23 protein-coding genes are annotated in these 21,026 nt (G+C 63.6%); 6 read left to right on the top strand and 17 right to left on the bottom strand.

Features of this window, described 5'->3' with window-relative positions; all coding sequences use genetic code 11:
- Positions 1 to 31: 31 nt before the first annotated feature.
- From ABIB91_RS32160 to xoxF5, 7 genes are all read right to left on the bottom strand, one after another.
- On the bottom strand, positions 32 to 292 hold the full coding sequence (locus ABIB91_RS32160) for a hypothetical protein (RefSeq protein WP_007601361.1): 261 nt from the start codon (positions 290 to 292) through the stop codon (positions 32 to 34).
- 57 nt (positions 293 to 349) lie between these two features.
- The gene (locus tag ABIB91_RS32155; RefSeq protein ID WP_354170552.1) at positions 350 to 2,662 is read right to left on the bottom strand and encodes a xanthine dehydrogenase family protein molybdopterin-binding subunit; all 2,313 of its coding nucleotides are present in this window, start codon (positions 2,660 to 2,662) and stop codon (positions 350 to 352) included.
- 1 nt (position 2,663) lies between these two features.
- Complete coding sequence (locus ABIB91_RS32150; protein ID WP_007601363.1) at positions 2,664 to 3,116, bottom strand: (2Fe-2S)-binding protein; 453 nt, start codon at positions 3,114 to 3,116, stop codon at positions 2,664 to 2,666.
- A 626-nt stretch (positions 3,117 to 3,742) separates the two neighbouring features.
- Entirely contained in the window at positions 3,743 to 4,306 is a 564-nt protein-coding gene (gene gfa, locus ABIB91_RS32145; RefSeq protein ID WP_354170554.1) for an S-(hydroxymethyl)glutathione synthase, read from the bottom strand.
- A 33-nt stretch (positions 4,307 to 4,339) separates the two neighbouring features.
- Positions 4,340 to 5,449: an S-(hydroxymethyl)glutathione dehydrogenase/class III alcohol dehydrogenase gene (locus tag ABIB91_RS32140; protein ID WP_354170556.1), complete on the bottom strand. Its 1,110-nt coding sequence runs from the start codon at positions 5,447 to 5,449 to the stop codon at positions 4,340 to 4,342.
- 61 nt (positions 5,450 to 5,510) lie between these two features.
- On the bottom strand, positions 5,511 to 5,999 hold the full coding sequence (locus ABIB91_RS32135) for a c-type cytochrome, methanol metabolism-related (RefSeq protein WP_354170574.1): 489 nt from the start codon (positions 5,997 to 5,999) through the stop codon (positions 5,511 to 5,513).
- Positions 6,000 to 6,108: 109 nt separating this feature from the next.
- A complete protein-coding gene (gene xoxF5, locus ABIB91_RS32130) occupies positions 6,109 to 7,914 on the bottom strand; it encodes a lanthanide-dependent methanol dehydrogenase XoxF5 (RefSeq protein WP_007601367.1) in 1,806 nt (601 codons plus the stop codon).
- Between the two features lie 513 nt (positions 7,915 to 8,427).
- Between xoxF5 and ABIB91_RS32125 the strand changes: the two genes are divergently transcribed.
- Positions 8,428 to 9,396, top strand: a complete 969-nt coding sequence (locus tag ABIB91_RS32125) for a helix-turn-helix domain-containing protein (protein WP_007601369.1) — start codon at positions 8,428 to 8,430, stop codon at positions 9,394 to 9,396.
- A gap of 59 nt (positions 9,397 to 9,455) precedes the next feature.
- Here the strand turns inward: ABIB91_RS32125 and ABIB91_RS32120 are convergent, their stop codons facing one another.
- The 6 genes from ABIB91_RS32120 to ABIB91_RS32095 all read right to left on the bottom strand — a co-directional run bounded on the left by ABIB91_RS32120 (position 9,456) and on the right by ABIB91_RS32095 (position 15,209).
- Positions 9,456 to 9,881 carry a hypothetical protein gene (locus tag ABIB91_RS32120; protein ID WP_007601372.1) on the bottom strand — a complete coding sequence of 142 codons (426 nt, stop codon included), beginning with the start codon at positions 9,879 to 9,881 and terminating at the stop codon, positions 9,456 to 9,458.
- Positions 9,882 to 10,012: 131 nt separating this feature from the next.
- On the bottom strand, positions 10,013 to 11,002 hold the full coding sequence (locus tag ABIB91_RS32115; protein WP_007601374.1) for a Bug family tripartite tricarboxylate transporter substrate binding protein: 990 nt from the start codon (positions 11,000 to 11,002) through the stop codon (positions 10,013 to 10,015).
- A 110-nt stretch (positions 11,003 to 11,112) separates the two neighbouring features.
- Positions 11,113 to 11,691 carry an FUSC family protein gene (locus ABIB91_RS32110; RefSeq protein ID WP_354170559.1) on the bottom strand — a complete coding sequence of 193 codons (579 nt, stop codon included), beginning with the start codon at positions 11,689 to 11,691 and terminating at the stop codon, positions 11,113 to 11,115.
- A 560-nt stretch (positions 11,692 to 12,251) separates the two neighbouring features.
- Positions 12,252 to 13,181 carry a substrate-binding periplasmic protein gene (locus ABIB91_RS32105; RefSeq protein ID WP_354170561.1) on the bottom strand — a complete coding sequence of 310 codons (930 nt, stop codon included), beginning with the start codon at positions 13,179 to 13,181 and terminating at the stop codon, positions 12,252 to 12,254.
- Positions 13,178 to 13,534 carry a c-type cytochrome gene (locus ABIB91_RS32100; protein ID WP_354170563.1) on the bottom strand — a complete coding sequence of 119 codons (357 nt, stop codon included), beginning with the start codon at positions 13,532 to 13,534 and terminating at the stop codon, positions 13,178 to 13,180. Before ABIB91_RS32100 ends, ABIB91_RS32105 begins: the two co-directional genes overlap by 4 nt.
- Positions 13,535 to 13,544: 10 nt before the next feature.
- Positions 13,545 to 15,209, bottom strand: a complete 1,665-nt coding sequence (locus ABIB91_RS32095; protein WP_354170565.1) for a methanol/ethanol family PQQ-dependent dehydrogenase — start codon at positions 15,207 to 15,209, stop codon at positions 13,545 to 13,547.
- Positions 15,210 to 15,551: 342 nt separating this feature from the next.
- Here ABIB91_RS32095 and lanM point away from each other — a divergent pair, with 342 nt between their 5' ends.
- The 4 genes from lanM (at position 15,552) to ABIB91_RS32075 (ending at position 17,493) form a co-directional block, all read left to right on the top strand.
- On the top strand, positions 15,552 to 15,944 hold the full coding sequence (lanM, locus tag ABIB91_RS32090; RefSeq protein WP_007601381.1) for a lanmodulin LanM: 393 nt from the start codon (positions 15,552 to 15,554) through the stop codon (positions 15,942 to 15,944).
- Positions 15,945 to 16,115: 171 nt separating this feature from the next.
- The gene (gene pqqA / locus ABIB91_RS32085; RefSeq protein WP_035994375.1) at positions 16,116 to 16,196 is read left to right on the top strand and encodes a pyrroloquinoline quinone precursor peptide PqqA; all 81 of its coding nucleotides are present in this window, start codon (positions 16,116 to 16,118) and stop codon (positions 16,194 to 16,196) included.
- A gap of 48 nt (positions 16,197 to 16,244) precedes the next feature.
- Positions 16,245 to 17,150, top strand: coding sequence for a DUF6662 family protein (locus ABIB91_RS32080; RefSeq protein ID WP_354170567.1), 906 nt, complete (start codon positions 16,245 to 16,247; stop codon positions 17,148 to 17,150).
- A 133-nt stretch (positions 17,151 to 17,283) separates the two neighbouring features.
- Positions 17,284 to 17,493 carry a hypothetical protein gene (locus ABIB91_RS32075; protein WP_007601386.1) on the top strand — a complete coding sequence of 70 codons (210 nt, stop codon included), beginning with the start codon at positions 17,284 to 17,286 and terminating at the stop codon, positions 17,491 to 17,493.
- A gap of 168 nt (positions 17,494 to 17,661) precedes the next feature.
- On the opposite strand, the gene ABIB91_RS32070 is transcribed toward ABIB91_RS32075, so the two are convergent.
- From ABIB91_RS32070 to ABIB91_RS32055, 4 genes are read right to left on the bottom strand one after another with little or no spacing between them, the layout of a single operon-like run.
- The gene (locus ABIB91_RS32070; RefSeq protein ID WP_007601387.1) at positions 17,662 to 18,015 is read right to left on the bottom strand and encodes a hypothetical protein; all 354 of its coding nucleotides are present in this window, start codon (positions 18,013 to 18,015) and stop codon (positions 17,662 to 17,664) included.
- A 47-nt stretch (positions 18,016 to 18,062) separates the two neighbouring features.
- A complete protein-coding gene (locus tag ABIB91_RS32065) occupies positions 18,063 to 18,773 on the bottom strand; it encodes an ABC transporter ATP-binding protein (RefSeq protein ID WP_007601388.1) in 711 nt (236 codons plus the stop codon).
- Positions 18,763 to 19,500 carry an ABC transporter permease gene (locus ABIB91_RS32060; protein WP_007601389.1) on the bottom strand — a complete coding sequence of 246 codons (738 nt, stop codon included), beginning with the start codon at positions 19,498 to 19,500 and terminating at the stop codon, positions 18,763 to 18,765. Before ABIB91_RS32060 ends, ABIB91_RS32065 begins: the two co-directional genes overlap by 11 nt.
- A gap of 1 nt (position 19,501) precedes the next feature.
- Positions 19,502 to 20,482 (bottom strand): ABC transporter substrate-binding protein, encoded by a 981-nt coding sequence (locus tag ABIB91_RS32055; protein WP_354170570.1) that lies wholly within the window; start codon positions 20,480 to 20,482, stop codon positions 19,502 to 19,504.
- 87 nt (positions 20,483 to 20,569) lie between these two features.
- Between ABIB91_RS32055 and ABIB91_RS32050 the strand changes: the two genes are divergently transcribed.
- Positions 20,570 to 20,929, top strand: coding sequence for a hypothetical protein (locus ABIB91_RS32050; protein WP_354170572.1), 360 nt, complete (start codon positions 20,570 to 20,572; stop codon positions 20,927 to 20,929).
- Positions 20,930 to 21,026: the final 97 nt, after the last annotated feature.

The raw sequence follows: 21,026 nt of genomic DNA, 5'->3' as shown, positions 1-21,026 counted from the left end.
CACGGCGTCAAAACGCCGATGCGCGAGATCGCTACTTCCCCTCGCGCTCGACCTTGTCCTTTGCCTTCTGGTTCATCTCGCGAACCTTGGGATCGGGATTGTGCTGCCCGGTGGTCTGGCTGGTCGAGGGCGGCGTGGCATTGGCGTTTGGCAGTGAGTTCTGGTCCGGCGTGCTGGGGCGCGTCGCGGTGGTCGGCGGTGTGGTGTTGCTCTGGGCGTATGCGCCAGTGGCCGTCAAAAGCAAGGCGCTCGACAGCAACGAGACTGCGAGCGCCTTTGAGGTATGGGTCATCGATCTGCTCCTGTCAGATCGATGCAAACGGCGCGAGGCCGCCTTGTGTTCCCGCCTTTATGCTTCCAATTGCTTGCCGAGCGGAAGGCTGCGGATGCGCTTTCCGGTCGCGGCGAAGATGGCGTTCATCAGCGCCGGCGCGAATGGCGGGACGCCGGGCTCGCCCACGCCGCTCGGCGGCGTGTCGGGTCCGGGCGGCACGATGTAGACGTTGGTCACCGCAGGGGATTCATCGATCCTGAGGACCTGGAAGTCGTCGAAGTTCTTCTGCTGCACCTTGCCGTCCTTGAAGGTGATCTCGCCGTATTTTGCGAGACTGAGCCCCATGATCGCCGCGCCCTCGATTTGTGAGGCGATGCGCTCCGGGTTGACATAGGTGCCGCAGTCGATGGCGGTGTCCACCCGCGGCACGGTCAGCTTGCCCTTGTCGTCGACGGCCACCTCGACGATGGTCGCGATATAGCTGACGAAGCTGCGGTGCACTGCGATGCCGAGGCCATGGCCCTTCGGCACCTGACGGCCCCATTCGCCCTTCTCGGCGACCAGCTCGACCACCTTGCGCAGGCGCGCGGTGTCGATCGGATAGCTATCCATCGGTTCGCCGTAGTTCCACATGTCCTTCACAGCAGGCTTGACGATGCGCGGGCTACCGATCAGCGCGAGCAGCGTCTCCTTCTGGTCGCGGCCGGTTGCATGGGCGATCTCGCCCACCATCGACTGGACCGCGAAGGCGCGCGGGATGTTCGAGACCGAGCGGAACCAGCCGATGCGGGTGAACGCCGCGGCCTCCGGGTTCTCGCAGGAGATGTTGGCGATCTCGAAGGGCATGTCGACGAGGCCCATGCCGAGCTCGAAAGGCGCCTGGTGCTTTGCATCTGCCGCAAACGTCGAGCCGATGCTCGGGGCCACGCTGCGATGGCGCCACGCGATCACCTTGCCGCTTTTGTCGAGCCCCGCCTCGATCCGTTCCACGGAGACCGTGTGCAGGAAATCGTGGCGGACGTCGTCCTCGCGCGTCCACTGCACCTTGACCGGGACGCCGAGCTCCTTCGACAGCAGCGCGGCCTCGAGCGCAAAGTCGCATTTCGACTTGCGGCCGAAGCCGCCGCCGAGCAGCGTGACGTTGACGGTGACATTGCCCTCGGGAATGCCGAGCGTCTTCGCAACGTCCTCGCGCGTGCCGCCCGGGCTCTGCACCGGCGCCCAGATCTCCGCCTTGTCGCCCTTGACGTCGGCGACCGCCACCGGCGGCTCCATGCTGACATGGGCAAGATGCGGCAGATAATATTCGCCGACGACGACCTTGTCGGCGCCCTTCAGAGCAGCCTCGGCGTCGCCTTCCTGGCGCACGACAAGGCCCGGCTTGCGCGAGGCCTCCTCGAGCTCCTTGCGGTAGGCGACGGAATCGTATTTGCCGTTGGCGCCGTCGTCCCAGGTCAGCTTCAGCGCGTCGCGGCCCTTGATCGCCGCGCCGGTGTTGCGCGCGATCACGGCAACGCCGCCGAGCGGCTGGAATTTCGACGGCCACGGCCAGCCGCGCACCTGCATCACCTTCTCGACACCGGGGACCTTCAACGCCGCGTCCGGATCGAACGAGACCAGCTTGCCGCCGGTCACTGGCGGGCGCGCGATCACGGCATACTTCATGCCAGGCAGCCGGATGTCGGCGCCGTAACGCGCCTTGCCGGTGGTGATGTCGTGGAGATCGACGATGCCGATCTGGCCCTTGCCGAGATAGCGGAAGTCCTTGGGGTCCTTCAGCTTGAGCCCTTCGATGCTCGGCACAGGTTCCTTGGCGGCATCGGCTGCGAGCTCGCCGAAGCCAAGCTTGCGGCTCGTCGCGCTGTGGACGACCTCGTGATTGACGGCCTTGACCTCCGTTGCCGGCACACCCCAGCGTTTCGCGGCGGCTTGCTCCAACATGGTGCGGGCGGAGGCACCGATCTGGCGCATCGGCATCAAATAATGCCGCGTGCTGCGCGAGCCGTCGGTATCCTGGTTGCCGAATTTGACCTCGTCGCCATGGGCCTGCTCCACCTTGACCCTGGCCCAGTCGGCTTCCATCTCCTCGGCCACGATCAGCGGCAGGCTGGTGCGCACGCCTGTGCCCATCTCGGCGCGGTGAGCAAGGATGGTGACGGTGCCGTCGGGTGCGACCGCGACGAATACGCGCGGATCGACCACGACGCCGTGCGGCATCTTGCCGGCGCCGGTCTCGTAGGCGAACGCCTGGCGCGACATCACGGGCGCCGCGAGCACGAAGCCGCCTGTGATGCCGAGCCCCTTCAGGATGCTGCGGCGCGAAACCTTCTCGACCTTGATGTTCTTCTCGAAGCCACGAAGCTTCTTCGGGTTGTCGATGAAATTCATGTCACACTCCCGTCGATGCGAGATGGACCGCATTCTCGATGCGCTGGTAGCAGCCGCAGCGGCAGATGTTGCCGGACATTGCTTCGCGGATCTGGTCGTGCGACGGCTTTGGGTTGTCCATCAGCAGCGCAGCCGCCTGCATGATCTGGCCCGCCTGGCAGAAGCCGCATTGGGGAACGTTGACTTGGCGCCAGGCCTTCTGCACAGGGTGATCACCGTTCGGATGCAGTCCCTCGATCGTCGTGATCTCGCGGCCGGCGACGTCGTTGATCGACGTGATGCAGGCGCGCACGGCTTCCTTGTCGACGATGACAGTACAGGCGCCGCACAGGGCCTGGCCACAGCCGAACTTGGTGCCGGTCAGCCCGGCCTCGTCGCGCAGGAACCAGAGTAGCGGGAGATCCGGGTCGCCGTCCCAGCTCTGTTCCTGGCCGTTGATCTTCACCTTGATCATGATCGTCCCTCGCTCTTCATAAGCTTGCCGATTTCAGATTTTCCAGATGCCGGTCGGTGCAATGTCCGCTGCGCGGCGTCGCATTCCAGCGGTCATCCCGCGCGGGCAGATCCCGGCAGGACTCAGGAATGCCAATGTCATGTCCGGATGTGTTCGATACCTCCCGTCGTGTTCTTGATTATTGAATTCGCGCGGCATCGTCACGTCGCGATCTTAGCAAGGATCGCTTCGGTCTAGCATTCACAGCCAAGTGTTCTCTAGTCAGCTGTTCTCGATGGGAAAAGATTGCAACGAAGGTTTGTCAAAAGCAGGGCGCCGCATCTCGCCGCGCGCATCTCGATATGGGGACAACAAAAAAAAGCTTCGTCCGCCAGAACACCTGTGCGGACGAAGCAGGATGCCTCAGTCGAGGGAGGGAGAAACGCAAGCGCCGCGCACTTCAAGCGGGAAGTGGTGGCCCTGCGCAGTCATTCAGAGACCAGGACTGAGGGAGCTGACGGCCCCCACACAGGTGCAGTCGAGAAGCGGCGGCATCGCCGCGATCGTCCCGGCCGGCTCCGTCCGCTCGCTGGGTGTGGTGGAACCAGCGAGCGAATGGGGCGCGGCAAACGTCAGGCGGCCTTGGCTCAGGCGGCCTTGGCTTTCGCGACGTGGGTCGCGATCGCGTCCATCAGCGCCGGCGACAGGCAGTCATAGGGCTCAAGTCCAAGCTCCTTGAACCGAGCCCGTATTCCGCCCATCTGCTCCGGCTTCACGCCCGATTCGATCACCGACGAGACGAAGGCGGCGAATTGCGGCGCCTGCGAACCCTGCTCCTGGAACAGTTCGGGGTGGATGAAGTCGAGGCCGTAGAACGGGTGACTCTTGTTCTCGATGCGGCCGTACATATGCGTGCCGCAGGCCTTGCAGGCGTAGCGCTGGATCGCCGCCGATGGATCGACGATCTGGAGCTTGTCGCCGTTCTCGAGCACGGTGACGTTCTGGCGGGGTACCACGGCGACGACGGAGAAATTCGCGCCCTGCGGTTTCCAGCACTTGGTGCAGCCACAGGCATGGTTATGCGCGACGTCGCCCTTGACGGCGACCTTGACCTGATGGTCGCTGCATTTGCATGCGAGCGTGCCGCCGGCGAAGCTGCCGCTGCCCTGTTTAATGCCGTTATCGATCGAGGGATGGAGTGCAACAGTCATGGGTCGATCCTCCTTGGGGTGACGCTTTTCGAGCTAGAACACGACGACTGAACGGATCGATTTACCCTCATGCATCAGGTCGAAGCCTTTGTTGATGTCTTCGAGCTTGAGCGTGTGGGTAATCATCGGGTCGATCTGGATCTTTCCGTTCATGTACCAGTCGACGATCTTCGGCACGTCGGTGCGGCCCCGCGCGCCGCCGAAGGCGGTGCCGCGCCAGTTTCGCCCGGTGACGAGCTGGAACGGGCGGGTAGCGATCTCCTTGCCGGACTCGGCAACGCCGATGATGATCGAGGTGCCCCAGCCACGATGGCAGGCCTCCAGCGCCTGGCGCATCACCGTGGTGTTGCCGGTGCAGTCGAAGGTGTAGTCGGCGCCGCCGTCGGTCAGGGTCACGAGATGTGGGACGATGTCGCCGGTGATCTTCTTGGGATTGACGAAATCGGTCATGCCGAACCGGCGTCCCCATTCCTCCTTGGAGTCGTTGATGTCGACGCCGATGATCTTGTCCGCGCCAGCCATCTTGGCGCCCTGGATCACGTTCAGGCCGATGCCGCCGAGCCCGAACACGACCACGTTGGAGCCCGGCTCGACCTTGGCGGTGTTGACGACGGCACCGACGCCGGTGGTGACGCCGCAGCCGATGTAGCAGCTCTTGTCGAACGGCGCGTCCTGGCGGATCTTGGCGACCGCGATCTCCGGCAGCACGGTGAAGTTCGAGAAAGTCGAGCAGCCCATATAGTGGTAGATCGGCTTGCCCTTGTAGGAGAAGCGGCTGGTACCGTCGGGCATCACGCCTTTGCCCTGCGTCGCGCGGATCGCGGTGCAGAGATTGGTCTTCTGGCTAAGGCAGCTTTTGCATTGCCGGCATTCCGGCGTGTAGAGCGGGATGACATGGTCGCCCGGCTTCACCGAGGTCACGCCAGGACCGATCTCGCGGATGATGCCCGCGCCCTCATGGCCCAGGATCGACGGGAAAATTCCCTCGCTGTCGAAGCCGTCGAGCGTGTAGGCGTCGGTATGGCAGATGCCCGTCGCCTTGACCTCGACCAGGACTTCGCCGACCTTCGGTCCTTCCAGATCGACTTCGACGATCTCGAGCGGCTTCTTGGCTTCGAAAGCGACGGCGGCACGTGTCTTCATCTTAAGCTCCTCAAATTCCAGCAGGGCGCCAAGAACCAGGTCCTGGTCGGGCTCCGCTCGTTCACTTCTTGCCCATGCACGAATCTTCGTTCTTGGTATAGGCGTCGTTCTTGTCCTCGTGCTTGCCGGGTCTTGTGCGGCCCCAGGCCTCGTTGGATCGGGCGCGCAGATAGACGTAGAGATCGTCCATGTAGCAGGCGACGTTCGGGTTATCGCCGAAAGCCGGCATCACGTTCTCTGCGGCAGTCGAGATGTTCTTGCGGCCGGAGGCGACGACGCCGAGAAAGTCGGCATAGCTCATCGTCTTCAGCGAATCCTTCAGCGCCGGGGCGTAGGTCGAGCCCATGCCATCCGGGCCGTGACACACATGGCAGTCCGAGTGATAGCGGCGGTATCCGGAATAGGTGTACCAGTCGACGGATCCGTCGGTGATCTGATAGGTTGGATTGCCTTCCTTGTCGGACCATTCGCCGGTTTCGTTCTGCTTGACGGCAGTCGGATCGCCTGAGCCGTCCGCGACGGCAATTCCCCCGGACGCGACCAAGAACATCGCAGCAATGGCAGAGCAGATTTTACGCAAGAGATTTTCCTCGGAAGGCATTCGGTGAGACGAGCCGGCGCGTGGAGTTGATCCACGCGCCGGAGCGATGCTGAGAGGCCTAGTTGGGCAGCGAGAACACAGTCAGCGTTCCGCCGAGTGCCGTGTAGTTGCTGAGCGCCGCGTAGCCACCGACTGCGCCGAGACCGGCGGTCGGATCGGTCAGGCCTGCCGCCAGACCGATACCGGCCCAGCCGCCCACGCCCGAGAGCACTGCGACATACTGCTTGCCGCCGTTCTCATAGGTGGTGACGTTGCCGATGATGCCGGAGGGAGTCTTGAACTTGTAGAGCTCCTTGCCGGTCTTGGCGTCGACTGCCTTCAGGTAGCCTTCGAGCGTTCCGTAGAACACCACGTTGCCTGCGGTTGCGAGCGCGCCCGACCAGACCGAGAACTGCTCCTTGTTCGACCAGACGATCTTGCCGGTCTTGCCGTCCCAGGCGATGAAGTTACCCATGTGGGTTTCACCCTGCGGCGGATACATCGAGAGCGTCGCGCCCACATAGGGCTGGCCCGCAGTGTAGCTCACCTTGAACGGTTCGTAGTCCATGCAGACGTGGTTGGTCGGAACGTAGAACAGCTGCGTGTCCGGCGAGTAGGCCGCCGGCTGCTCGTCCTTGGTGCCGAGCGCGGCCGGGCAGATGCCCTTCACGTTGTGGTCCTCGCCCGCCTTGTCGGTCGAAGCGGTGTCGAGCACCTTCGGGCGGCCGTAGGTGGCCGAGTTCTTGTCCATATCGACGCCGGAGGTCCAGTTCACCTTCGGATCGTACTTTTCGGCGACCAGGAGCTCACCGGTGGCACGATCGAGCGTGTAGCCGAGGCCGTTACGATCGAAGTGCGTCAGCAGCTTGCGCGGCTGGCCGTTGATGGCCTGGTCCGAGAGGATCATCTCGTTGACGCCGTCATAATCCCACTCGTCGTGGGGCGTCATCTGATAAACCCACTTGGCTTGGCCGGTGTCAGGGTTGCGAGCCCAGATCGTCATCGACCATTTGTTGTCGCCGGGACGCTGCTTCGGATTCCAGGTCGAGGGATTGCCCGATCCGTAGTAGACGAGGTTCAGCTCGGGATCGTAGGAGATCCAGCCCCAGGTGGCGCCGCCGCCGATCTTCCACTGATCGCCTTGCCAGGTCTTGAGGCTGGAGTCCTTGCCAATCGGCTTCCCGAGCGCGGTGGTCTTCTCTGCATCGACCAGGATTTGATCATCCGGTCCTTCGGAGTAGCCGCGCCAAGCCAGCTTGCCCGTCTTGATGTCGTAGGCGGTCATATGGGCTTGAACACCGAACTCGCCGCCGGAGATGCCGATCAGCACCTTGTCCTTGACGACCATGGGGGCCGAAGTACCGGTCTCGCCCTTGCTGGCGTCGCCGTTCTTCGCGGTCCATGCCACCTGACCGCTCTTGGCATCGAGCGCGACGAGCGTGGTGTCGGCCTGATGCAGGAAGATCTTGCCGTCGCCATAGGCCAAGCCGCGGTTGACCGTGTCGCAGCACATCACCGGGATCACATTCGGATCCTGCTTCGGCTCGTACTTCCAGACGATCTTGTTCTCGTTGGAAAGGTCAATAGCGTAGACCTTGTTCGGGAACGGCGTGTGGACGTACATCATGTTGCCGATGATCAGCGGGCCGCCTTCGTGGCCGCGCAGCACGCCGGTCGAGAAGGTCCAGGCGACCTGGAGCTTGCCTACGTTTTGTGCGTTGATCTGGTTCAGCTTGGAATAGCGGGTGTTGGCGTAGTCCCCCGTCGGCATCACCCAGTCTTTCGGGTTCTGCGACATCTTGAGCACTTCGTCGTTGGCCGACGCGCTGCCGACGGCGAGGGCCGCCGCGGAGCCAAGATAGGCCGCGAGTAGTACCTTGCGCATAGTCATTCCTCCATTGGTCTCGTTTATTGTTTCCGAAGCATTGCTTAATCGCCGGGCTTTTCGTCCGGCGTCTGCTCGTGCAGGGCGGTCACGATTGGGACCAGAAACGATGCTGTGGTGTTTCCTCCTCCTGATGAGAGCCACGGGTCCACGTGCGGAGCGGCCCGTTCTTGTTGTTCCTGATGCAATCCCTAACGACTTCGTTATCGGGAAACTTGCCCAAGAGAGAAGCTGGTTTGCTTGACAGCGCACGGCCGCGAAGATTTTGATTTTGCAGTAGCGAATTCAGCGGCTTCCGCAGCGCTTTGGGACCGTCTCCCACGCTTAGGTTCCCCTTGACGGCGCTGCAACTAAGGCGGAGGATTAACTTACAAGGGTGGCATTGGAACGACGGCGCTCGTTCTGGAAGATCGCTCAAAATCGAGGTAAACGTCACGCAATCACGGTTCAGGGCTCCGGCAGCGCGGCTCGCGATTCGCGTCAAATCTCCGGATCAAACCAGTGGCTGGATTAATGTCCGACACGATTCACACGCTCTCGACGACGGGCATGACGCCGAAACGTCAGATCCAAAGCTGGATCGACGGGCTGACGAGCCTGTGCGGGCATTTCGACGTCGATCCGCTCGAAGCGTCTTCGCTCGAAGGCCGCATCGACTACACCAGCGTCTCGCGCCTGAAGCTCTGCCAGATCGAGGTCAGCCAGCATCGGATTGCGCACACGCTGGCGCGCGCCAAGGCCAATGAACACCCGTATATCAAGATCCACTTCCAGACTTACGGTGTGTCCTATTTCGAGCAGGAAGGCCGCCACATCGAGCTGAACCCGGGCGACATCATCGCCTATGACGTCTCCTGTCCGCATTCGATCATCAGCCCCGCTTTCACGCGCCATGACGTGGTGATCGTGCCAAAGGCGCTGCTGCGCGACCGGGGATTCCCGTCGCAGCGAATGCCCGCCTGCAAATTGACCTCACGCACCGGGACGGGGCGGATCGCCCATGATTTCGTCCATGCGACCTTCGACGAGGCGGCGAAGCTGTCGGCGAACAGTGCGGTCGGCGTCGCCGATTCGCTGATCGACCTCTTGCTGCTGCCGCTGCGCGAGGCCGACACGATGCTCGATCGCGTCGGGCCCGAAGCGACCTATGTGCGCGCGCAGTTCTTCATCCGCGAGCATTTGCGCGATCCGGATCTGTGCATCGACCAGATTTCCGGCGAGCTCGGCTGCTCCAAGCGTTATCTGCACATGCTGTTCTCGGAGCGCGGCACCACGGTGAGCGACTACATCTGGCAGGCGCGTCTTCAGAATTGCCGCCAGGAGCTCGAGGCCCACGCCGGCAAGACCATCACCGACGTCGCATTCTCCTGGGGCTTCTCCAGCTCATCGCATTTCAGCCGGGTGTTCCGGAAATATTTCGGCGTGGTGCCGTCCTCGATCCACAAGGCGCAACAGGGCGCGGTTGCGGCGGACGAGCACTAGGCAAACGCCAGGTTCGGCGTCGACGACAGCGGTTGCCCCTCACGCGCCCGCGATGTCTCTCACGCCGATATCGCGATGTAGGGAATGCTTATCAGGAGAGCGGCGAGCAGCACCGCGTTGCCCAGCATCCCGCTCCAATGCAGCCGGCGCAGCCGACGCGGGGCCTCGGCATCGCCGGCGTCCGTGGCGCTGAGCTGCTCGTCCATCCGCTGCATGAACCCGCGGCGTCCGTAGATCGCCAAGGCTGCAAGGAGGCCGACGCCCATCGCTGCGACCAGACGACCGTCGAGCAGGAAAGCTACTGCTCCGATAATTCCGGCAACGCGCATCACCAGAAAATGGGCATTGAACATTCCGCGCAAAAGCTGGGCGACGGGCTGGATATCCAGCTTCACCAGCAGGAAGGCCGGAGACGCCAGCGTGAAATAGCCCATCGGAAAGAGCAGGATGATCATGACGGCTACGGCGACGCCATCCGGTGTCATGGGATCGGCCTTTCTGGTCCGCGCCGGCGAGACCTTTCCGCCGGCATCGCACAATCATAGCGGGAAAATGCGTTTCCGGCACTAGGCTTTGGTCGGATGCTGCGCCGCGAAGGGGCGTCTTGTCTCCCGGTTCAGGAGGGCTCGAGGCCGAGCGACCGCGCGCTCTCGATCCAGATCGGCAGCTCGCGCTGATATAGGGCGTTGGTGTCCTTGAAGCCGATCGCGGGTTCGAGCACGAACGTGTTGAGAACCTCCTTCACCTTCGGGTCGTTGTTGGCAGCGACGCAAAGCTCCGCCAAGCGGTCGACGACCGGTTGCGGTGTAGCCTTCGGCACGGCCCAGCCGGAGAAGCCGCTAACGGTGAAGAATTTCGACGTCGCGCCCTGCTCGGGGAGGGTCTTGATATCGGGGATGGCGTCGACCTTCTTCGAATGCACCGCGAACACGGTGCCACGGTCGCTCTGCAAAACCGACTGCGCTGCCGTGTAGCTGCCCATGGCCACATCGAGCGTACCTTCCAGCATGCCCGTCCACATCGGGGCTTCGCCGCGATAGTGGATCGGCTCGATGGCAAGGCCATACTGTTTGTTGAGCTCGTGGACCGTCATATGCGGAGCCGAGCCCGCACTATAGGTGCCGAAGTTGACCTTGCCGCTTTTGCGCGCGAAGGCGACGAAATCCTCCAACGTCTTGACGCCGGTTTTCGGGTTCGCCACCAGCAACAGGCCGGCGCCCGGAATGACGCTGACGAGCGTCAAATCCTTGTCCATGTCGTAGCCGGGAGTCTTCATCACCACCCGGTTCATGATGTAGGTGGTCGAGATCGAGCACAGGATGGTGTGGCCGTCGGGCTCCGCGCGGGCGACCTCCGCCGTCCCGATCGCGCCCGCGGCACCGGGCTTGTTCTCGACGACGACGGTCTTTCCAACCTGCTTGGCAATGAATTCACCATAGGCGCGCGCGAGCAGATCGGTCTGTCCGCCGGCGGGATAGCTGCAAATCATGCGGATCTGCCGCGATGGCCACGCAGCCTGCGCCGAGGCGCCGCGCGAGACGAAAGGCATCACGAGTGTGGTGGTGCCGGCGGCGATGAAGTGGCGGCGATCGAGTTTTGCGGACATGATTCTCTCCCGGGTTGTCGCCGACGGTACTGCATCGGGTCGCCTCTGCCATGGGTGGCTGGCGAGACAGATTGGCGCATTCGACGGGCCGCGCTGTGCCTATTCGGGCGTCATCCGGACAATCGCACTTTTCGCATGACACGCAGCCAGACGATTTCAGTCAGGGCTACCGCAAGCAAGCCGAAGGTGCCGCCGATCAGCACGTTGACGATGCGCTCCTCCGCGATGCCGCTGGCGCTGCCGGCGAAGGAAGCGGCCAGCGCGATGAAGAAGCAGCGCAGGCCGAAGCCGACGATGTAGCGGGAGAACGCGATCAGCGTGAGGGTGGCCGCGAGAACCGCGAGCGCATAGCCGACCCGGCTTTGCGGCAGCACCATGCCGGCGAGGAAACCGAGCGGCGCGCCGGCGACGGCGCCGATCGCCCGCTGTTTCAGCTTGCCGGTCGAAGCGGCGAGATCGCCGACCACGACGCTTGCGGCCGACCACATCACCCATTGGCCCTGCGCGAGATCGAGGATCTCGACCAGCGCCGCCGCAGCGAACACTGCAAGGGCGGTTGCCGCCGCGGGCACAAACCACTCGGCCGCGGGCGCTCCGAACGAGGTCGCGGCATCGCCGCACCGTCGCTGGTCGTAAATCCGGATGGCGCAGACCAGAGCCAGCGCGATCGGAGAGGACACGATGATCATGCCGGCATGGCGCAAGGGCTTCCGAGGCGCTCACGCCCTCCCGCACCTCGCAGGCGAGATACACGGCGGGGATGAACACCCAATTTCCGAGCGTGCGGAAATGTTCGCCATGGCGTGTCACCGCGACCGCAAGGAATCCGGCGAGCGCCGTCAGCACTGCGAATAGCGGCTTGATCGGGGCGGCAAGGAAGAGCGCGGCAAAAGTGAGGAGGATGGCAATGTAGTGCCATACGATAACATTCGGCGGCAGGTGCAGCCGTAGCGCCGGAATGAGCAGCGAGACCGCGACCAACCCGAGATTCAGCAGCGCCGTCTCGCGCGCGACGAAATAGGCGGCGACCATCGGGCCGACGACGATCAGCGCCCGCACTAGCTCGCCGGTCTTGATTTCGCGCGAGAGGAGATCGCGCAGGCTTCCTGCGGAAGGATTCACGATGCCACCAGATGGCCGAATGAAAACGGCGGCATCATAGGGTGCAGAATGTCGCCGAGCCAGCCATGGTTGTAGCGGGCCCATCGCCGAGCACTTTATCCGTCATTCCGGGAGCCGGACGCTCCGGTCAACGCTGAATGATCTTCATCCAGACGTCGCCGAGGATCGCAGGCTCACGCGGCGGCAGATAGGTCAGCTCCGCCTGTGTGCCGAATTCGGCGATCTTGCCCTCGGCAGCAAGTCCGGTGAGCGCCTTGTTGACGGCGTCGATCAGCGTGGGATCGCTGGCCAGCCCGACATAGCCGCGATTGGCCCCGATCGGATAGTAGTAGCCGGACGCGGTGATCGCCGTATCGGGGTGCGCGGCGCGATGGGCGTCGAGGCGGCCCAGGTCGATCAGCGTCGCGTCATAGTCGCCACGGGCAAGTGCGCCGAGAAGATCATCGCGGCCGGGGACGAGATGCGTGATGTCGTCGATCAGGCGCCCCTTGTCGAAGGTCATGAGGATCGCATCGCCGAGCGAGCCGCTCTCGATAACCAGGCGCAGGCCGGCGAGGTCGCCGATGTCGCCGATCTTGCGACCCCGCGCCTTGGGTCCGAGCACGACTGTCATCGGCGAGTAGACATAAGGCTGGCTCGGCGCGAGCACACCGAGCGCGACGCGGCGGCGCCGGTCGTCGCGCGTGGCGCCGGCAAAATCCGGCAGGCGCGCCGTTTTCATGCCGGGCTTGACGAGGGAGTCCGTCGTCAGAGCGTAGCCGCCGACGAGCGAGCAGCGCCCGTCGGACAGCAGCGCATTGGCCTCGAGCTGCGGGCTCGAATCCTCGTCCAGCTTGCTCTCGAACCACTGGATCGTCAGCGGTCGTCCGAGCCGGTCGGCGATCGCCTGCGCCAGCAGCACGTCGAAACCAGAGTCCGGCTTGCCCTTGTGGTGCACCGACAGCGGCGGCCGGTCCTCGTCGAGGCAAATCCTGAGCGGATCGTCGGCCGCGCGTGCAGTCGCGGCCGCCGCCGCGAGGATCGCGGCAATGCTCCAAGCGGCCAGCCAGCGCCTCATGGTTTTCTCCGGCTCGAGATGAAGGCCCAGAGATTCCCGATCTCCTCGTCGCTGAGAATATCGGCCCAGGGTGGCATCTTGTTGTTCTTGCCGTTCTTCACGGTGGTGACGAAGCGCGTCTTGTCGTCGGGGAAGGTGCGCAGATCCGGCGTGATGGTGCCGGGGTTCATCATGTTGGGACCGTGGCAGTGCGAGCATTTCTCGGCATAAGTCAACTTGCCGTGGTCGATCTGCGCCTGCACGGGATTGCCGGTTGAATCATCCGCGGCACGAACGGTCGCCGCAAGCGCGACCGTCAGCACCGCGACGGTGGCAAGGATCGCCACCGTCCTGTACGTCACCTCTTTCAGCATCGTGCCGTGGCTACTGCTTGACCGCAAAAACCCACAGCGAGCCCCCAGCCGGTACCGTGGCAAGCCGCTCGTCACCGGAGAAGATCGAGTAGACGCCGCCGTACCCGCTCGTCACGGCGACATACTGCACGCCGTCCTGCTGCCAGGTCACCGGTTGTCCCTCGATGCCCGAGCCGGTCTGGAACTGCCAGAGCTTCTTGCCGGTGTCGGCGTCGAAGGCCTCGAACTCGCCGGTCAGCGCGCCCGAGAACACGACGCCACCCGCGGTCGACAGCACGCCCGAGAAGCGCGGGATGTCGCTGGGCGCTTCCCACTTGGCCTTCCCGGTCATGGGGTCGATCGCCTTCAGATGCCCGCGCGGACCATCACCCCATTCCCAGAGGTCGGTGAGGTCCATGCCGAGATACCATTCACCCTGCTTGAAGGTGACGGGCTCGGTCTTGTAGTGCCCGCCGAAGGCGAGCGTGTTGGCGTAGGCGAGCCCGGTTTGCGGGTTGAAGGACATCGGCTCCCAGTTCTTGCCTCCAAGCAGCGACGGAAAGACAACGACCTTCTTGCCCTCGCGCGCGTCCTTGCTGACATCGGTCTCGATCGGCCGGCCCGTCTTCATGTCGATTCCCGTCGCCCAGTTGACCTTCACGTAAGGATTGGCCGCAAGCAGCTTTCCGTTGGTGCGGTCGAGCACGTAGAAGAAGCCGTTGCGGTTGGCGTCCATCAACACCTTGGTCGGCTTGCCCTCGACGTTCATGTCGGCGAGGACCATCTCGGCCACGCTGTCATAGTCGAACGGATTGTTCGGCGAGAACTGGTAGTGCCACTTGATCTTGCCGGTTTTGGGATCCATCGCCAGCACGGAGCAGGTGTAGAGGTTATCGCCCGGGCGTACCGCAGAGTTGAACGGTCCGGGATTGCCGATACCCCAATAGACCGTGTTGAGCTCGGGATCATAGGAGCCCGTGATCCAGGTCGAGCCGCCGCCGAGCTTCCAGGTATCGCCCTTCCAGGTGTCGCCGCCGGGCTCGTCCGGGGAGGGGATCGAATGGGTGCGCCACAGGTGCTTGCCCGTTGCCGGATCCCAGCCGTCGATGAAGCCGCGGGTGCCGAACTCTGCGCCGGAGATGCCGGTGATCACGACGCCGTCGGCGACCAGCGGCGCCACCGTCATCGAATAGCCTTCCTTGATATCGGCAGCCTTCTGCCGCCACAGCTCCTTGCCGTCCTTGGCGTCGAGCGCGATCACGTTGGCGTCGAGCGTGGTGCGGAACACCTTGCCGTCATAGAGTGCGGCGCCGCGATTGATAATGCCGCAGCAGACGATGCGCGGCGTTTCGGCAGGATACTCGACCTTGGATTTCCAGATCTGCTTGCCGGTCTTGGCGTCGACCGCCATCGTCGCGTTGTGCGACGTCACATAGATCACGCCCTGGTACACTAGCGGCTGCGATTCCTCGCTGCGATCGTCGTTGAAAGAGTAGTTCCAGACCGGGACAAGGTTCTTGACGCTGTCCTTGTTGATCTGGTTCAGCGTCGAGAAACGCTGGAGATTGTAGCCCATTCCGTAATTGAGAACGTTCGATGTATCGGTCGCACCCTTGACCAGCTGCTCGCTGGTTTGTGCATTTGCACAAGTCGATGCAAGCATGACGAGGCTCGCGGCCATCGCAAAGCGTTTCATCCGTTCCTCCCAATATGCGCGCCTATTGACGCTGCGGCAGCAACACTCCGCCCGAATGCAAAACGCGTCAATACGAAAGTCGTAGTTGCGACGCCGATCTGGTGGGCGGCCGGAAGCCGGTCACCTGACGGAGAGCTGACAAGCAACTCTCACTTGTGCGCAGGCGCTGAAGAAATTCCGCGGCATGGAGCAGGGCGCGTGCGCCACGGCAATGGTCGGGCCGACGGGTTCCGCAAGTTGTACGGGCGTAGCCTGCAATTCGGGGCTTGAACCGAGGCTCGCTTGTGGACTTATGTCGTTTCGATCCGGCTCGAATCGGAGCTCTTGGTCTGGGAGGTTTTCATGATATCGCGTCGCTCTGTTGCACTTGCGCTCACGATTGCACTGATGTCCGGTCCGGCATGGTCGGCCTCCGGCAACGCGGTCAAGACGTTCGATACCGACAATGACGGCACGCTCGACCTTGCCGAGGTGAAGAAGGCGGCGACCGCGTTGTTCGCCAAGCTCGATCCCGATCATGACGGCACGCTTGACGCCCGCGAGTTGCGCGGACGGTTAACGGCGAAAGAACTCGCCGCCGCCGATCCCGATCGCGACGGGACTCTCACGCTCGACGAATATCTCTCCGTGGTGGAGCAGCGCTTCAACGCGGCGAATCCCGACAAGGATGGAACGCTGGATGCCAAGGAGCTGAACTCGCGCGCCGGCCGCGCGCTGCTGCGCTTGTTGCAGTGAGCGCCGCGCCGCTTGACTGGGAGCGAAGGCGAGTTGCCCGAGAGAGAAGTTTGCAAGCGCGATGCGACAGTTCGCTGTGTCGACGCCGCGATTCCCGACTTGCGCTGTGCCTGACGCAGCCCTAGGTTTTGGCCGGCGCGATGTCGCGCTCAATCCCTTGGGAGTCCCCGAATGGCCTGGAAAGCTCCGAAGATCGTGGAAGTGTCGGTCGGCATGGAAATCAACATGTACGCCTGCGCTTTGCGCAAGTAGGACCACAAGTAAGACTGCAAGTAAGACTTGCGACCTGCCGCGGCTTCGATGGCAACTACCATCGAAGCCGTGGTAGTGTCGGGGATGCGCGCGAGAGCCCTTACATTCTGGACCATAGCCGCCTGCACCGTCGCGCTCGCGCCGGCATGCGTCAGCGCCGAAGAGGGCTTTGATACCGAGCACATCTTCGGCTTCATGATCGGCACCGATGTCGGCAATCCCGGCGAGCGCGAATTCCAGACCCAGACGACAGGACGATTCGGCAAAGGCGGCGGGACCTATCGCGCCCTGTCGCAGGAGGTCGAGATAGAGATCGTGCCGCTGCCGAACTTCCGCATCGAGGTCGGCGGCACTGCCACGCTGCACGACATCACCGGCGTCCCCGATATCGGCGACCGCCGTCAGTTCAATTTCCAGGGCGCTTCGCTCGACCTGCGCTATCGCCTGCTCGATCGCGAGCGCGCGCCATTCGGGTTGACTGTCGCCGCCGAACTCCATGGCGATCGCATCGACGAGACTTCCGGCGCAAAAGGGCGGATGTACGGTACCGATTTCACGCTCGCCTTCGATCGCGAGCTGATCCCGAACTTCGCCATCGGCGCGCTCAACCTGATCTATCAACCCGAATGGGCGCGTTTCGAAATGGCGGGACTGTCCGAAAAGAGTTCGACCATCGGCGCGGCCTTCGCCGGCCTCGTCCGCGTGCGGCCCGATGTGCTGCTCGGCGGCGAGGTGCGCTACTTCCGGCAGTACGAAGGCATCGGCCTCGACGAGTTCGCAGGACAGGCCCTCTTTGTCGGTCCGACTGCTTATTTCCAGCTTTCCGATCGCTCGCGCCTGACCATGAGCTGGAGCATGCAGGCCTGGGGCCGTCCGGCCGGATCGGGCGGCAATCTCGACCTCGTCAATTTCGAGCGCCACCAGGCGAGGCTGGTGTTTGGAGTTAATTTCTAGCGCTCGCGCCCCGGTTGCGGGGAGAGGCGATGGGGCAATTCCCGCTCGATTTCGCGTGGCCGGATTGAAACTTCCGGCTCCTCGGAGCGTAGCCTTTTGTGCTATTCTTCATCGGCTCTGCGAGGATCCCGGCATGAACCCGATCGACCTGGTGGTGACTGTGTGTGCGTTGCTCTCGCCTGCGACCTGCGAGGAGCAGCATCTGGTGTTCAACTATGCGGGGTCGCCGACGCAATGCGCGATGGCTGCGCCGCCCTATATCGCGCAATGGGTTGGCGACCATCCGAAGTGGCAAGCGGTGCGGTGGCGCTGCGAATATCCGCACCCGAACGATAAGGCGTGAAGAGCTGCGCCGCCTTCCCGGTCGCGACTGGCTTAGGTCCTCATCCTGATGAGCTTGCGAAGCAGGCGTCTCGAAGGATGGCCGCAGGTGACAGACGGGCCTGCATGGTTCGAGACGCGCGTTCCGCGCTCCTCACCATGAGGCGAAACGCTCGTAACGCAGCCCGCGTTATTTGCTGCAGTCCTTCAGATCCTTGTCGGCGATCGAGAACACCGCATCCGCCTTGATCTCGATGTCGCGCACGATGCACTGCCGTGCATTGGGATAGCTGACCCTGGCATCGTAGCGGCCGGGCTCGACGCCGGTGATGCGCAGCCGCTCGTCGTGATCGACCTCCTTGTCCTTGTCGTTCAAGCACTGGTTCGGCCCCCACTCGGTCTTCCCGGCCGGCGAGAGCTGGAAACCGGAGATCGTCTCCGTCGTCAGATTCCAGAGCCGGATACCCTTGCCTTTGGCCTGCGCGAGCGCCGCGCCGGGCATCGCAACCAACAGGATGCCGATCGCAATCAGCGTACGCCGCATGATGACCCTCCCGCGAAGATGTCGTTGATCCAATTGACCATGAGTTCTCATTTCGATTCAAGCTGCAACGCGGCGAGCTCGGCCCTGATCTTGCCGAGCTCGGCCTCGCTGCGCTCCGCGCGCGGGATGGCAATCGGCACCTCGCGCACGATGCGCGCCGGTCGCGGCGATAGCAAGAACAGGCGGTCGCCGAGCCGGATCGCATCATCCAGGCTGTGGGTGACGAGCAACGTCATCACCGGACGGCGCGCCACCAGCGTCGCGATCTCGTCGCGTAAACGGCCGGCGAGTGCGTCGTCGAGCGAGGCGAGGGGCTCGTCGAGCACGAGCAGGTCAGGCTCCACCGCAAAGGCGCGGGCGAGCGCGACGCGCCGGGCGAGGCCCAGTGACAATTCGCCTGGAAAATGACTGCGATGCGCGTCCAGCTCCAGGATCCTGAACAGCTCGGCGAGCTTGGCGTCGGTCACATCGGGTGCCGCAAGCCGTACATTCTGCTCGACCGAGCGCCATGGCAGCAGCCGCGGCTCCTGGAAAACCATGCCGATCCGCGCTTCCGGCGGGCGCGAGACGTGCCCCTCGAAATCGCGGTCGAGCCCGAGGATGATGCGCAGCATCGTGCTCTTGCCGCAGCCGGAGGGACCGATCAGCACGCCGACCTCGCCGGATTGAAGCGCGAATCTGACCGGCGCGAGCACCTCCTGCGTCCCGCCCGCGGCACTCTTGAAGCTCTTGCCTGTGATATCGACCTCAAGCCGCACGGGGTCGCCATCGTGTTGCGCGGGCTTCGAACGGTTGCACCAGCGCGGTCTCGATCACGAGCACGACGGCGGCGAAGGTCAGCGAATAGGCCAGCAGCCGCGGCGTGTCGAACAGCTGGAAAGCGACGCCGATCTCGAAGCCGACGCCGTTCGGCCGGCCCAGGAGTTCGGCGACCAGCACGATCTTCCACACCAGCGACAATCCGGAGCGGGCTGAGGCTGCGATATAGGGTGCCAGTTGCGGCAGCACGACGTGGCGGAACGCGCGCCAGCGCGGCATCGCGAACACGCTCGCCATCTCGTCGAGCGAGCGGTCGAGCGCGCGTGCGCCCTCGCGCAGGGTGACGATGGCGGTCGGCAGCTTGTTGATCGCGATCGCCGCGATCGCTGCGGCCTCGGTGAGGCCGGCCCAGATATAGGCCAGCACGATCACGACCAGCGCGGGCAGGTTCAGGAGCAGGATCAGCCAGGGATCGCCGAGCCGGTCGGCGAGCTTCACCCGTCCCATCAGATAGCCGATGGCGCTGCCGAGCGACATCGCCAGCACGAAGGCGAGGCTCACGCGGGCGAGCGTGGCGCCGAGATGCAGGAACAGCGCGCCGCTCGATGCTTCCGCGATGACGACGTCGAGCACGGCGGACGGAGAGGGCAGCTTTGCGGCGCCGACGAACAGGGCGGCTGTCCACCAGATCGCGAGCAACAGGGCAAACGACAGAAGACGCAGCACCTCAGTCTCCGGCAACTGCGTGATAGAACGTGCCGGGATCGAGCTCGGCAGCGGGGCCCACGAGGTCGCGTCCGCCGGTCTCGGCCAGCACGCGATAGAGCACGCGCGCGTCCTGTTCTTCGTCATCGATGCTCCGGCGCGGAATGCCGTCGCGATATCGCTCGCGATAGGTCTTCAGCAGGGTGGCATCGCTCGTGCCGGTGAGCGGTGCGATCTTGTCCCAGGCTGCATCCGAGGTCACCAGCAGCTGCTTGGCCTTGCGGGTCATCGCGATGAAGCGCGCCACCGCATCGCGATGACCTGCCGCCCAGCTTTCGTCGAAGACATAGCCGACTGCGGAGACCGCGCCCTTGGCGCCGAGTTTTGGCAATATGTCCTCGATGCCGGTGAGGCGTCTAAAGCCCTTGGCCTCCAGCTGTGCACAGAAATTCCAGAAGTTGAGGCTCGCATCCATCTCGCCGTCGAGCGCCTTGGCGGCGATCAGAGGCGGAGCACCATAGACGATGGTCGCCTCCGATTTCAGGTCGATGCCGTCCTGCTTCATGCGCGCCTGGAGCAGCTGCCAGCTCTTGTCGATGGGACCGCCGCCGACGGCCAGCTTGCGGCCCTTCAAATCAGCCAGCGACTTGATCGGCGAGGCGGCCGGCACCATCACCGCGCCGAGCGCGCTGGAATAGGGATAGAAGGTGAGCTTGGCGCCGAGCGTGCGCTCGCGCGACACCCACAGCCAGTCGGACAGGATGATGTCGGCATTGCCAGCGCGCAGGGCGATCTTGCCGGCCTCGGGGCTCGCAAGCTCGGTGACGTCGAGCGACAGGTCGGCCTCCTTGTCGAGGCCGCCGGCGCGGATCGCGGCCAGCTCCCAGGAGAATGTTCCGGTCTTCTGCACCGCAAGGCGAATCGTATCCGCGGCGCGGCCGGGCCCGGCTAGTGTCAGCGCCAGCGTCGTCGCGAGCGCCAATGATCGACCAAATGCTCTCATCACCTTGTGAGCCGTTTCCTCTGGTAGGGTGCTTTTCAGGACAATACGCATAGCATAGCTTCCGTCGCAACCAGCGGGAGGACGCTCATGAATCTGGCCGGACAGCTACGACCGATTGTCGCCGCATTGGCGGTGTGGGCTGCGACCGCGCTCGGTGCACAGGCTGAAGAGGCCAATGATTATCCGACGTCGGCGCGTGCCGAGTATGTCTATGGCTGCATGAAGGCCAATGGCGAGAGCCGGCAGGCAATCGAACAATGTTCCTGCTCGATCGACGTGGTGGCCTCGATCGTGTCCTATGAGCGCTACGTCACCGCCGAAACCGCGCTCAGTATGTCCCAGGTCCGCGGCAATCTCGGCGTCCAGTTCCGCACCTCGGAGCAGGCGAACTCGGCCGTGAATGATTTGCGGCGAGCACAGGCGGAAGCCGAGGTGAGGTGTTTCTAACACTTTCTTCCTTCTCCCCTTGTGGGCCTGTTGCGCTATTGGCTTTTGAGGCTGAAGACGTCGAGAGAGAAGGTCTGGGTCGCGACAGGCTCCGGCC

Origin of the sequence: Bradyrhizobium sp. JR4.3 (genome assembly GCF_040547695.1) — a bacterium.
Classification (GTDB): Bacteria; Pseudomonadota; Alphaproteobacteria; order Rhizobiales; family Xanthobacteraceae; genus Bradyrhizobium; species Bradyrhizobium canariense.
The sequence above is the reverse complement of the archived record's forward strand: the minus strand, read 5'-3'. Positions and strand labels throughout refer to the sequence as shown.

What these genes read in the sequence shown, in the direction of transcription:
- ABIB91_RS32160 (WP_007601361.1), bottom strand. Translation starts at nt 292, where the DNA reads ATGACCCATACCTCAAAGGCGCTCGCAGTCTCGTTGCTGTCGAGCGCC.
- ABIB91_RS32155 (WP_354170552.1), bottom strand. Translation starts at nt 2,662, where the DNA reads ATGAATTTCATCGACAACCCGAAGAAGCTTCGTGGCTTCGAGAAGAAC.
- ABIB91_RS32150 (WP_007601363.1), bottom strand. Translation starts at nt 3,116, where the DNA reads ATGATCAAGGTGAAGATCAACGGCCAGGAACAGAGCTGGGACGGCGAC.
- gfa (WP_354170554.1), bottom strand. Translation starts at nt 4,306, where the DNA reads ATGACTGTTGCACTCCATCCCTCGATCGATAACGGCATTAAACAGGGC.
- ABIB91_RS32140 (WP_354170556.1), bottom strand. Translation starts at nt 5,449, where the DNA reads ATGAAGACACGTGCCGCCGTCGCTTTCGAAGCCAAGAAGCCGCTCGAG.
- ABIB91_RS32135 (WP_354170574.1), bottom strand. Translation starts at nt 5,999, where the DNA reads ATGTTCTTGGTCGCGTCCGGGGGAATTGCCGTCGCGGACGGCTCAGGC.
- xoxF5 (WP_007601367.1), bottom strand. Translation starts at nt 7,914, where the DNA reads ATGCGCAAGGTACTACTCGCGGCCTATCTTGGCTCCGCGGCGGCCCTC.
- ABIB91_RS32125 (WP_007601369.1), top strand. Translation starts at nt 8,428, where the DNA reads ATGTCCGACACGATTCACACGCTCTCGACGACGGGCATGACGCCGAAA.
- ABIB91_RS32120 (WP_007601372.1), bottom strand. Translation starts at nt 9,881, where the DNA reads ATGACACCGGATGGCGTCGCCGTAGCCGTCATGATCATCCTGCTCTTT.
- ABIB91_RS32115 (WP_007601374.1), bottom strand. Translation starts at nt 11,002, where the DNA reads ATGTCCGCAAAACTCGATCGCCGCCACTTCATCGCCGCCGGCACCACC.
- ABIB91_RS32110 (WP_354170559.1), bottom strand. Translation starts at nt 11,691, where the DNA reads ATGATCATCGTGTCCTCTCCGATCGCGCTGGCTCTGGTCTGCGCCATC.
- ABIB91_RS32105 (WP_354170561.1), bottom strand. Translation starts at nt 13,181, where the DNA reads ATGAGGCGCTGGCTGGCCGCTTGGAGCATTGCCGCGATCCTCGCGGCG.
- ABIB91_RS32100 (WP_354170563.1), bottom strand. Translation starts at nt 13,534, where the DNA reads ATGCTGAAAGAGGTGACGTACAGGACGGTGGCGATCCTTGCCACCGTC.
- ABIB91_RS32095 (WP_354170565.1), bottom strand. Translation starts at nt 15,209, where the DNA reads ATGAAACGCTTTGCGATGGCCGCGAGCCTCGTCATGCTTGCATCGACT.
- lanM (WP_007601381.1), top strand. Translation starts at nt 15,552, where the DNA reads ATGATATCGCGTCGCTCTGTTGCACTTGCGCTCACGATTGCACTGATG.
- pqqA (WP_035994375.1), top strand. Translation starts at nt 16,116, where the DNA reads ATGGCCTGGAAAGCTCCGAAGATCGTGGAAGTGTCGGTCGGCATGGAA.
- ABIB91_RS32080 (WP_354170567.1), top strand. Translation starts at nt 16,245, where the DNA reads ATGGCAACTACCATCGAAGCCGTGGTAGTGTCGGGGATGCGCGCGAGA.
- ABIB91_RS32075 (WP_007601386.1), top strand. Translation starts at nt 17,284, where the DNA reads ATGAACCCGATCGACCTGGTGGTGACTGTGTGTGCGTTGCTCTCGCCT.
- ABIB91_RS32070 (WP_007601387.1), bottom strand. Translation starts at nt 18,015, where the DNA reads ATGCGGCGTACGCTGATTGCGATCGGCATCCTGTTGGTTGCGATGCCC.
- ABIB91_RS32055 (WP_354170570.1), bottom strand. Translation starts at nt 20,482, where the DNA reads ATGAGAGCATTTGGTCGATCATTGGCGCTCGCGACGACGCTGGCGCTG.
- ABIB91_RS32050 (WP_354170572.1), top strand. Translation starts at nt 20,570, where the DNA reads ATGAATCTGGCCGGACAGCTACGACCGATTGTCGCCGCATTGGCGGTG.